This is a genomic window from Streptomyces sp. HPF1205 (genome assembly GCF_020400825.1).
Classification (GTDB): Bacteria; Actinomycetota; Actinomycetes; order Streptomycetales; family Streptomycetaceae; genus Actinacidiphila.
Genome location: NZ_JAINVH010000023.1, coordinates 113692 through 125980 on the forward strand (window position 1 = coordinate 113692; position 12289 = coordinate 125980).

At 77.3% G+C, this 12289-nt stretch carries 2 protein-coding genes; both read right to left on the reverse strand.

Annotated features, from left to right (window positions below; translation table 11 throughout):
- Positions 1-87: 87 nt before the first annotated feature.
- Positions 88-10038 (reverse strand): type I polyketide synthase, encoded by a 9951-nt coding sequence (locus K7G61_RS24470; RefSeq protein ID WP_374204222.1) that lies wholly within the window; start codon positions 10036-10038, stop codon positions 88-90.
- 52 nt (positions 10039-10090) lie between these two features.
- Positions 10091-12289: SDR family NAD(P)-dependent oxidoreductase (locus K7G61_RS24475; RefSeq protein WP_225849112.1), on the reverse strand; the 2199-nt coding region annotated here is incomplete at its 5' end.

Consider the following 12289-nt stretch of genomic DNA (forward strand, 5'->3'; position numbering starts at 1 on the left):
TTTCGCTTGGCGGACGGCGGGTGCCGTGCGCCGGTCGGCGTCCGGGGGCCGGTTCCGCCGCGGCGGAACCGGCCCCCGGACGGGGTTTCAGTGTGCGTCGAGCCAGGTGTGGACGGCCTCGGCGGTGGCGGATGCGCCAGAGCCCAGGATCTCCAGCGGGTCCCCGGGAAGGGTGGCGGCGTCGTGCGCCCCGGGCCAGGGCTGCCGCCCCTCGCCGATCTCGCCGGTGAGGGCGGGGCCCTGCGGGGCCAGCAGCAGGGTGGGGGCGGTCAGCGCCCGCGGGGTCCACGCGGGCAGCAGGGTCCGGTAGCCGCCGGTGGCGATGAGCCGGTCGTCCTCGGCGGTGAGCGGGTCGGCGGTGACCAGGCCGCCCACGAGTTCGGCGGTCAGCGTCTCGGTGAGGTCGGTGCCGGGCGCGGGTGCGTCGATGAGGACGAGGGCGCGGGCCGCGCGGCCGCGGCGCTCCAGCTCGTGGGCGAGGTGGTAGGCGGTCAGGGTGCCCGAGGCGTGGCCGAGCAGGGCGATCGCGCCGCCGTCGGCGTGGTCGAGCAGGGTGTCGGCCTGGCGCTCGATCAGCTCGTCGTAGGAGCGGGGCAGTTCCTCGCCCGGCAGGAATCCCGGCACCGGCAGCAGCGCGGTCCGCCGCCGTCCGCGCAGGGCCGCCGCGAACTGCCGGAACCGGGCCGGGCCGGCGAGCGCGGTCAGCGAGGAGCAGCACACCAGCGTGGTGCCGTCCGGCCCGTCGGCGAGCGGGATCGGCGCCGGTGCCCAGGCGCCGCGTCCCGACCCGGGTGACCTGCGCAGCGCGGCCGCGGTGCCGACGAGGTCGAGGAACTGTCCGGTCCGGCCGGTCCTGCAGGCCTCGGTGAGCAGCGAGACGAAGGCCCCGGCCTCGCGGGCCCGGGTCGCGGACGGCGGCGACTGCGGCGACTGCGGCGACTGCGGCGACTGGCGCCGGACGGCCGCGTCGGTGAAGGCCGGTGCGGCCTGGACAGCGGCCCCTGCGGCCCCTGCGGCCGCGGCGCCCACCGCGGCGAAGGCGGTCCCGGGAGCCCCGGCCGCGAGGGCCGCCGGCTCCCGTGCCTCCTCGCGCGCGGCCGTCACGGCGGGTGTACCGGCCGGCGCGAGGGCCGGGACGGGCGCATGGGCGGCCTGGGCCGAGGTCCCGGCCCACGCCGCGGCGGGAACGGGGACGGTCCCGGCGGGAAGGGCCGTCGCGGCCGGGGCGGTCTCCGGCTCCGGCGCGAGGGCGGGTGCCGCGGGGGCGAGGGCGGCCTCCGCCTCCGTGGCGGTGGCGAGGATCTCGGTGAGGTGGGCGGCCAGTTCGGCCGGGGAGGGGTGGTCGTAGACGAGGGCGGCGGGCAGGTCCAGGCCGGTCAGGGCGGCGAGGCGGGCGCGCAGTTCGACGGCGGTGAGGGAGGCGAAGCCCTGGTCGAGGAAGTCGCGGGTGGGCTCGATGGTGTCGGCCCCGGCGTGGCCGAGGACGTCGGCGGACTGGGCGAGGACGACGTCAAGCGCCGTTTCGTACCACTGGTCCCGGGGGAGGTCGGCGAGGGTGGCGCGCAGCAGGGGCCCGGCGGCGGGGGCGGCGGTTCCCGCGTACGCGGGGGTGGCGCGGGCGCGGCTGCGGCGGATCCAGTCGGACAGGACGGGCAGGGCGGGGCGCAGGGCGTCCAGGACGCGGTCGCCGTCGCCGGTCCCGTCGTCGCCCAGGGCCGCGGACAGCCCGGCGAGGTCCTCCTGCTCGACGGCCGCCCAGAACGCTGCGTCGGCGAGGCCCGCGGACGGGAGGGCGTCGGGGTTCTCGCTGAGCCAGTAGCGTTCGCGCTGGAACGCGTACGTGGGCAGATCGGTGCGGCGGGCGCCGGAGCCGGCGAAGTACGCGGCCCAGTCGACGGCGGCGCCGTGGACGTGCAGGGCGGCCAGGGCGTGACCGAGGGCCTGCGGTTCTGGCCGGTCGGATCGCAGCAGGGGCACCGTGGCGGCGGACCCGGTGCCGCCGAGGGAGTCCAGGCAGGTGCGGGCCAGGGCCGCGAGGGTGCCGTCGGGGCCGACCTCGGCGAAGTGGCGTACGCCCAGGGCGTGCAGGGTGCGGACGGCGTCGGCGAAGCGCACGGTGCCGCGGACGTGGCGTACCCAGTACTCGGGGTCGGTGAGCTCCTCGGCGCGGGCGATCTCGCCGGTGAGGTCGGAGACGACCGGGATGCGCGGCTCGTGGTAGGTGACGCGGCCGGCGGCCTCGCGGAAGGCGCCGAGGGCGGGTTCGGTCAGCGGCGAGTGGAAGGCGTGGCTGACGGGCAGCCGCTTGGTCCTGCGGCCGTCGGCCCGCCAGCGCTCCTCCAGGGCGGCGAGGGCGCCGGCCGCGCCGGAGACGACGACGGAATCGGGGCCGTTGACGGCGGCGAGGCCGGCGGTGTCCTCCAGGCCGGCCAGCGCGGCCCGGACCTCGTCCTCGCCGGCCTGCACCGCGAGCATGGCGCCGCCTTCGGGCAGGGCCTGCAGGGCGGTGGCGCGGGCGGCGACGAGGCGGCAGGCGTCCTCCAGGCTCCACACGCCGGCGACGTGCGCGGCGGCGAGTTCGCCGACGGAGTGGCCGGTGACGTAGTCGGGGGTCAGGCCCCAGGACTCCACGAGGCGGTAGAGGGCGACTTCGAGGGCGAACAGGGCGGGCTGGGTGCTGCCGGTGCGGTCCAGTGCGGCGGGGTCGTCGCCGTACAGGACGTCGCGCAGCGGGGTGGGCAGCAGCGGGTCGAGGTGGGCGAGGACGGTGTCGAGGGCGGTGGCGAACGCCGGCCAGGCGGCGGCCAGTTCGCGGCCCATGCCCAGGCGCTGGCTGCCCTGTCCGGCGAACAGGAACGCCAGGGGGGTGTCGGCGGCCAGGCCCTGGGTGGTGCCGGGCGCGGGGCGGCCGGCGGCCAGGGCGGTCAGCGCGCCGCGCAGGGCGTCGGGGTCGGTGCCGGGCAGTGCGGCCCGGTACTCCAGGGCGGCGCGTCCGGTGGCCAGGGAGAAGGCGGTGTCGAGGAGGTCGGCGTCCGGGTGCCGGTCGAGGTGCGTGGCGAGGGCGGCGGCCTGGGCGCGCAGGGCGCCCGCGGTCCGGCCGTGGAGCAGTACGGGGAGGGCGCCGGGCACGCCGGGCCGCTCGCCGTCGCCGGGCCGTTCCGGCCGGGTGTCCCGCGGGGCCTGTTCGACGATGACGTGGGCGTTGGTGCCGCTGATGCCGAAGGAGGAGACGCCGGCCCGGCGCGGGCGCCCCGTCTCGGGCCAGTCCTGGCGCTCCGTCAGCAGTTCGACGGCGCCGGCGCTCCAGTCGACGTGCGGGCTGGGTTCGTCGACGTGCAGGGAGCGGGGCGCGACGCCGTGCCGGATGGCCTGCACCATCTTGATGACGCCTGCGACGCCCGCGGCGGCCTGGGTGTGGCCGATGTTGGACTTGATCGAGCCGAGCAGCAGCGGGCGGTCCTCGGGGCGGTCCTGGCCGTAGGTGGCGATGACGGCCTGGGCCTCGATGGGGTCGCCGAGGGTGGTGCCGGTGCCGTGGGCCTCCACGACGTCGACCTGGTCGGCGGTGAGGCGGGCGGCGGCCAGTGCCTGGCGGATGACGCGCTGCTGGGAGGGGCCGTTGGGGGCGGTCAGGCCGTTGCTGGCGCCGTCCTGGTTGACGGCGGAGCCGCGCAGGACGGCGAGTACGGGGTGGCCGTTGCGGCGGGCGTCGGAGAGGCGTTCCAGCAGCAGCATGCCGGCGCCCTCGCCCCAGCCGGTGCCGTCGGCGGCCGCCGCGAACGGCTTGCACCGGCCGTCGGCGGACATGCCGCGCTGGCGGCTGAAGTCGATGAAGATACCGGGGGTGGACAGCACGGTCACGCCGCCGGCCAGGGCCATCTCGCACTCCCCGGCCCGCAGCGCCTGGGCGGCCAGGTGCAGGGCGACCAGGGAGGAGGAGCAGGCGGTGTCGACGCTGACCGCGGGGCCCTCGAGGCCGAGCGTGTAGGCGACGCGGCCGGAGGCGACGCTGCCGGAGCTGCCGGTGCCGAGGAAGGCGTCGACGCCTTCGGGGAAGGTCCGCAGCCGGGAGGCGTAGTCGTGGTACATGACGCCGGCGAAGACGCCGGTGCGGGTGCCGCGGGCGGCGCGGGGGTCGATCCCGGCGCGTTCGAACGCCTCCCAGGACGTCTCCAGCAGCAGCCGCTGCTGCGGGTCCATGGCCAGCGCCTCCCGCGGGGAGATGCCGAAGAAGCCGGGATCGAAGTCGGCGGCGTCGGGCAGGAAGGCGCCGTTGCGGGAGTAGCTGCGGCCGGGCAGGCCGGGTTCGGGGTCGTAGAGGGCGTCGAGGTCCCAGTCGCGGTCGCCGGGCAGTTCGCCGACGGCGTCCGTCTCGCCCGCGACGAGTTCCCACAGGTCCTCGGGGGTGCGGACCCCGCCGGGGTAGCGGCAGGCCATGGCGACGACGGCGACGGGTTCGCCGGGGGCCGCCGCGGAGGGCCCGGGGGTGGTGCGGTCGGGGGCGCCGGTGGTGCCGAGGACGCTGTCGGCCAGGCGGGTTGCGAGGGCGGTGGGGGTGGGGTGGTCGAAGACGAGGGTGGCGGGCAGGCGCACGCCGGTGGCGGCGGCCAGGCGGTTGCGCAGTTCGACGCCCATGAGGGAGTCGAAGCCGAGTTCCTTGAACGCCGTGCCCGCGCCGACCGCTTCGGGCGAGTCGTGGCCGAGGACGGCGGCGGCTTGCGAGCGCACCAGGGTGACCAGGGCGTGGTCGCGTTCGGTCCGGGTCATGCGGGCGAGCCGCTCGGCCCAGTCGGGCTGTCCCGAACCCGCGGCGGCCGCGGTACGGCGGGGGGTGTGCGGGACCAGGACGCGGTACAGCGGCGGCAGTCCGGCGCCGGCGGCCTGGGCCCGCAGGGCGGGCAGGTCGAGGCGGATGGGGACGGTGAGGGCGGCGCCGTGCGCGGTGGCGGCGTACTCGGTGGCGGCGTCGAAGAGCGCCATGCCGTCGGCGTCGGGCAGCGGCAGTACGCCCTGGCGGGCCATGCGGCGGCGGTCGGCGGCGCCCAGGTGCGCCGACATGGCGCTGGTGGACTCCCAGAGGCCCCATGCCTGGGAGGTGGCCGGCAGGCCGGCGGCGCGGCGGTGGGCGGCGAGGGCGTCGAGGAAGACGTTGCCGGCCGCGTACGCGGCCTGTCCCGCGCTTCCGGCGGTGCCGGAGAAGGAGGAGAACAGCACGAACGCGGTGAGGTCGCGTCCGGCGGTCAGGGTGTGGAGGTGCCAGGCGGCGTCGGCCTTGGGGCGCAGGACCGCGCTGAGGCGTTCGGGGGTGAGGGAGGTGAGCATGCCGTCGTCGAGGACGCCGGCGACGTGGACGACGCCGCGCAGCGGGTGCGCGGGGCCGATGCCGGCGATGAGGGCGGCGAGCGCTTCGGGGTCGGCGGCGTCGCAGGCGGCGATGTCGGCGTGGGCGCCGGTCGCGGCGATGGCGGCGGCCAGTTCGGCGGCGCCGTCGGCAGCGGGGCCGCTGCGGCCGGCGAGCAGCAGGTGGCGCACGCCGTGTTCGGCGGCGAGGTGGCGGGCGACGAGGCCGCCGAGGGTGCCGGTGCCGCCGACGATCAGCACGGTGCCTTCCGGGTCCCAGACGGGCGCCGCGGGGGCGGCGGGCTCGGGGGCGCGGACCAGGCGGGGCACGGTGACGGTGCCGTCGCGGACGACGGCCTGCGGTTCGTCGCCCGCGGCGAGCCGGGTCAGGGCGGCCCAGGAGGCTCCGGTGCCGTCGATGTCGGCGAGCAGCAGCCGGCCGGGGTTCTCGGTCTGGGCGCTGCGCACCAGGCCCCACACGGCGGCGCCGGCCAGGTCGGTGACGGGCACCCCGGCGTCGGGGGCGGCGCCGCCGGTGAGGACGACGAGCCGGGTCGCGGCCAGTTCCTCGGTCTCCAGCCACTCGCGCAGCACGGTGAGGACGGCGGTCGTGGCGCGGTGGACGGCCGCGGGGACGTCGGCGCCGGGGACCTCGGCGCCCGGGGTGTCGGAGGCGCGGGTGTCGAGGACGATGACATCGGGGGTGTCGCCGGTGAGCGCGGCCAGGGTGGGCGCGGTGGTGGCGGTGGCGCCGACGGCGGTGAGGGCGGCGGCGGTGCGCTCGCCCGCGCCCAGCACGGTCCAGCGCAGGGGGCCGGGTTCGCCGGTGGCGGGTTTCTCGTCCCAGCGCACGGTGTAGAGGTCGTCGGTGGTGCGGGGGGCGGTGGGCCGGGCCGCGTTCGGGCGCAGGACGAGGTGGTCGACGGTGGCGACGGGGGCGCCCTCGGCGTCGGCGACGAGGACGGAGACGGACTCGGGGCCGGTGCGGCGCAGCCGGACGCGGAGCATGGTGGCGCCGGTGGCCTGCAGGCGGACCTCGTTGAAGGAGAACGGCAGCCAGCCGGGGGCGTCGGGGCCGTCCTGGAGGAGCCCGCCGACGGCGATGGCGTGCAGCGCGGAGTCCAGCAGGGCCGGGTGGAGGCCGAACGCGGCGGCCTCGGCGCGGTGTTCCGCGGCGAGTTCGACCTCCGCGTACACCTCGTCGCCGGTGCGCCAGGCGGTGCGCAGGCCACGGAAGGACGTCCCGTAGTGGTAGCCGCGTTCCGCCATGGCCGGGTAGAGGCCGGTGGCGTCGAGCGGGTCGGCGCCTTCCGGCGGCCAGGCGGTGAGGTCGTCAGGGGCTGCGGGGGCGGGGTCGGCGCTGAGCAGGCCGACGGCGTGCCGGGTCCAGGGCTGCTCGCCGGAAACCGGGCCGTCGTCGTCGTCGCCGTCGTCGGGCTGGGCGTGGACGGTCAGGGAGCGGCGGCCGTCGGCGCCGGGCGCGGCGACGCGGACCTGGACGCGGACGCCGCCGTGCCCGGGCACCGCCAGCGGGGTCTCGACGGTGAGTTCGTCGACGGTCCCGCATCCGACACGGTCGGCGGCGTGCAGGGCCAGTTCGAGGAAGGCGGTGCCGGCGAGGATGACGGTGCCGCCCAGGGCGTGGTCGGCGAGCCAGGGCTGCGCCTTGGCGGAGAGCCGTCCGGTGAGCAGCAGTCCGTCGTCCTCGGCGAGGCCGACGGCGGCGCCGAGCAGGCCGTGTCCGGCGCCGCGCAGGCCGAGCCCGGCGGGGTCGCCGGCGGCGTGGCGGCGGGCGGGCGGCCAGTAGGGGCGGCGCTGGAAGGCGTACGTGGGCAGGGCGGGGGCGGCGCTCGCCGTGGCGGGCGCGGCGGCGGCGGGCAGCAGCGCGGTCCAGTCGACGCGGGCACCGTGGGCGAAGGCGCGGGCGGCGGACTCGGCGAATTTGGCGGCGCCTCCCTCGTCGCGGCGCAGGGTGCCGGTGGAGACGCCGTCCACGCCGTCCTCGGCGAGGGTGTCGCCGACCGCCGCGACCAGCACGGGGTGGGCGCTGACCTCGATGAAGACGCGGTGGCCGGCCCGGGCGAGGGTGCGGACGGCGTCCTGGAACATCACGGGCCGGCGCAGGTTGTCGTACCAGTAGTCGGCCGTCATCTCCGGGCCGCTGAACCAGGTGCCGTAGGCGGTGGACAGCAGCGGGACCCGTCCGGCGCGGGGGGTGATGCCGGCGAGTTCGGCCTTGATCTCGGCTTCGAGAGGCTCGACTTCGGGGCAGTGGGAGGGGAAGGTCGAGGCGAGCCGGCGGGCTCGCACGCCCTCGGCCTCGCACCGCGCCACGAGCCGGTCCAGGGCGTCGTGGGTGCCGGAGACAGCGACGGTCTCGGGTCCGTTGACGGCGGCCGTCCACAGCCGGCCGCCGACGTCCCGTACGAGACGTTCGGCCTGCTCGCGGGTGGCGAACATGGACACCATGGCGCCGACGCCGGTGAGCGGGCCCATGACGCGTACCCGCAGGGTGCTGATGCGGGCGGCGTCCTCCAGGCCGATGACGCCGGCGACGCAGGCGGCGGCGATCTCGCCCTGCGAGTGGCCGACGACGGCTGCCGGTTCCACGCCGGCGGAGCGCCACAGCGCGGCCAGCGAGACCATCGTGGCGAACAGCGCGGGCTGGATGACGTCGACGTGCCGCAGCCGCTCGGCGTCGTCGACGACCTCGGTGAGCCGCCAGCCGGTGAGGGGGGCGAGGACTTCCTCGCAGGCGGCCATGGAGGCGGCGAACGCCGGCGATTCGGCGATGAGCCGGCGGGCCATGCCGGGCCACTGGGAGCCCTGGCCGGGGAAGACGAAGACGGGGCGTTCGCCTCCGGCGGCCGCGCCGCGCACGACGGCCGGGTGTTCGGCGCCGCGGGCCAGCGCGTCGAGGCCCGCGGCGAGTTGCTCCCGGTCGGCGCCGAGGACGACCGCGCGGTGGTCGAAGACGCTGCGGTGGCGGACGAGCGCGGCCGCGGTTCCGGCGAGGCCGGCGTCGGCGTCCTCCCGCGGGCCCCCGGATCGCGCGAGGTGCGCGGACAGGCGCGCGGCCTGCCCCGCCAGGCCCGCGGGTCCGTGTCCTGAGACCACCCAGGGCGTGACGGGCAGGGCGGTGACCGCGCGGGGCGCGGCGGGTGCGGCGGGCTCGGGGGACGCGGAGCCGGGGGACGCGGGCTCGGGGGCGGCGGGCTCGGCGAGGGCCTGCTCGCCGGCAGGGGCGGGGGCCGCGGTGGGGCCGCCGTCGGCCGGCAGCGGATCGGGGGCCTGTTCGATGATGGTGTGGGCGTTGGTGCCGCTGACGCCGAAGGACGAGACACCGGCTCGGCGCGGCTGCCCGGTCGCGGGCCAGTCGCGGGCCTCGGTGAGGAGGGCCACGGCGCCGGAGTCCCAGTCGACGTGTGTGGTGGGCCGGTCGACGTGCAGGGTGCGCGGCAGCTTGCCGTGCTGGATGGCCAGGACCATCTTCATGACGCCGGCGACGCCCGCGGCGGCCTGGGTGTGGCCGATGTTGGACTTGACCGAGCCGAGCCACAGCGGCCGGTCGTGGTCGTGCGCCTGCCCGTAGGTGTTGAGCAGGGCCTGCGCCTCGATGGGGTCGCCGAGCATGGTGCCGGTGCCGTGCGCCTCGACGGCGTCGATCTGCGCGGCCGTCAGCCGGGCGCTGTCGAGGGCCTGCTGGATGACGCGCTGCTGGGAGGGGCCGTTGGGGGCGGTCAGGCCGTTGCTCGCGCCGTCCTGGTTGACCGCGCTGCCGCGCACGACGGCCAGGACGGGGTGTCCGAGGCGCTGGGCGTCGCTGAGGCGTTCGACCAGCAGGACGCCGGCGCCCTCGCCCCAGCCGGTGCCGTCGGCGGCCTCGGCGAACGCCTTGCACCGCCCGTCCTGCGACAGTGCGCCCTGCCGGCTGAGGTCCACGAACACGCCCGGGGTGCACATCACGGACACGCCGCCGGCCAGGGCGAGGGAGCACTCGCCGCCGCGCAGCGCCTGCATCGCCATGTGCAGGGCGACCAGGGAGGCCGAGCACGCGGTGTCGACGGTGGCGGCCGGTCCCTCCAGGCCGAGCGCGAAGGAGACCCGGCCGGACAGCACGCTGGCGGCGTTGCCGGTGCTGACGTAGCCTTCCGCGCCTTCGACGTTGCCGATCAGCAGCCCCGCGTAGTCCTGCCCGTTGGAGCCCATGAACACGCCGGTGCGCGAGCCGCGCAGGGCGCGCGGGTCGAGTCCGGCGCGTTCGAACGCCTCCCAGGACGTCTCCAGCAGCAGCCGCTGCTGCGGGTCCATGGCCAGCGCCTCACGCGGCGAGATGCCGAAGAAGGCGGCGTCGAACTCGCCTATACCGTCGAGGAACGAGCCGTGCCGGGTGTACGAGGTGCCGGACCGGTCGGGGTCCGGGTCGTAGAGGGCTTCCAGGTCCCAGCCGCGGTCCTCGGGGAACGGGGCCAGCGCGTCGCGCCCCTCGGCCAGCAGTTCCCACAGCTGCTCCGGTGTGCGCACCCCGCCGGGGAAGCGGCAGCTCATCCCGATGATGGCGACGGGCTCGGGGGCACCGCTCTCGGCCTCGCGCAGCCGCTGCCGGGTCTCGGCCAGGTCGGCGGTGACGCGCTTGAGAAAATAGCGGAGCTTTTCCTCATTCGGGGAAGCCATGGTGCTCTCACCTCGGGAAGTCATAGGGGCGGTACGGCTGAGGGGCGGGTCCGGGGTGCCCGGCGGGTGGCGCTGCTCAGGAGATCCCGAACTCTTTGCCGATGAACTCGAAGACCTCGTCGTCGGTGGCTCCTTCGAGTTCACCGGTGACCGACTCGCCGCTCGCGCCCGTCCTGGCTCCGTCCAGGGCGGACAGCAGGGCGCGCAGCCGCTCGGTGACCGCGTCGCGCCGGGCGGGGTCGGCGTCCGGCGCCGTGAGGGACGCCTGCAGCGCGTCCAGTTCCCGCAAGCCTGGCACGCTCGGCTCCGGCACAAGCTCCCCGTACAGGTGCCCGGTCAGCGCCTCCGGGGTGGGGTAGTCGAAGACAAGGGTCGTCGCGAGGCGGGTACCGGTTGCCTTGCCGAGCCGGTTGCGCAGTTCGACGGCGGTCAGCGAGTCGAACCCCATGTCGCGGAAGGCGCGCCGCGGGTCGATCGCGGCCGGCGAGGCGTGGCCGAGGACGAGGGCGACCTCGGTGAGGACGAGTTCGGCCAGCAGCCGCTGCCGTTCGGCCTCGGAGGCGCCGGCGAGGTGGGCGAGCAGGTCGGTGCCGGGGCTCGCGGTGACGGCCGCGGTCAGCGCGGCCCGCGCCTCGGGGACCCCGGCCAGCAGGGGGCTGGGGCGTACGGCCGCGTAGCCGGGTGCGAAGCGCTCCCAGTCGACGTCGGCGATCGCCACGTAGGTGTCGCGGGCCAGAACGGCCCGCTCCAGGGCGGCGACGGCCTTCGCGGCGGCCATGACGGGCAGCCCGCCGCGGCTGACGCGGCCCTCGACCAGCGCGCTGTCGGCGACCATGCCGCCCTCGGCCCACGGTCCCCAGGCGACCGAGGTGGCCGCCAGGCCCCTGGCGCCGCGGTACGCGGCCAGGGCGTCCAGGTAGGCGTTGGCGGCGGCGTAACTGCCCTGCCCGGGGCCGGGGACGGTGCCGGCGACCGAGGAGAACAGGACGAACGCGGACAGGTCCTGGTGAGCGGTCAGCTCATGCAGGTGGCGGGCGGCGGCGGCCTTCGCGGCGAGCACGGAGGTGAACCGGTCGGGGGTCAGCCTGTCGAGGACGCCGTCGTCGAGCAGGCCGGCGGCGTGCACGACGGCGGTGAGCGGCTGGTCGGTGGGTACGGCGGCCAGGACCCGGGCGAGCGCGTCGCGGTCGGCGGCGTCGCACGCGGCGATGGTGACGGCGGCGCCGAGTTCCTTCAGTTCCGCGGCCAGTTCGCCGGCGCCGGGGGCCTGGTCGCCGCGGCGGCTGAGCAGCAGCAGGTGCTCGGCGCCGTTGCGGGCCAGGGCCTTGGCGACCTGCGCGCCGAGGGCGCCGGTGCCGCCGGTGATCAGCGTGGTGCCGCCGGGCCGCCATGCCGCCTCCTCGGCCCCGGGGCCCGCCGGCACGCCGGCGTGCTCCAGCCGGGCGGCGAAGACACCGCTGGTACGGACGGCCGTCTGGTCCTCCTCGCGCCGGGCGAGGACCGCGCACAGGCGGGCGCCGGTACGGGCGTCGAGCACGGCGGGCAGGTCCACCAGGCCGCCCCAGCGGTCCGGGTACTCCTGGGCGGCGACGCGGCCGAGGCCCCAGATCGCGGCGTGCTCGGGCCGGTGCACCGCGTCGAGGCCGCCGACGGAGACGGCCTGCCGGGTGGCGCACCACAGCGGGGCGGCCTGGTCGAGGTCGCCGAGGGCCTGGATCAGGGCGGCGGTCGCGGGCAGGGCGGCGGGGACGGCCGTGTGCTCCCCTTCCGGGTGGGCGGCGTCGGCGTCCGCGAGGAGGGAGAGCACTCCCGCGACGGGGAACGGGCCCTCGATCCCGTCGAGCCCCATGGGTACGGTGGGTGCGGCGGCGGCGAGCACCTCGCCGATGCGAGCGGCGTACTGCTGCCGGTCGGGGGCGGCCGTGTCGAGGGTGACGCGGACGGGCGTGGCGCCGGCCGCCCGCAGGGCGTCGGCGAGAGTACCGGTGTCCTCGGTGTCGCCGGGCGGGGTGACCAGCAGCCAGGTGCCGTTCAGGACCGGTTCGCCGGAGCGGGTGAGCGGCGCCCACGCGAGGCGGTAGCGCCAGCCGTCGGTCTCCGACCCGGCCCGCCTGCGGCGGCGCCAGGAGGACAGGGCGGGCAGCGCGGGCCGCAACGCGTCCAGCGCCGCGTCCTCACCGCTGATCGCCGCGCCGAGAGCTTCGAGGTCTTCGCGTTCGACGGCGTCCCAGAAGGCGGCGTCCACGTCGTCCACCGCCTTGACCCGCGGTGGGGT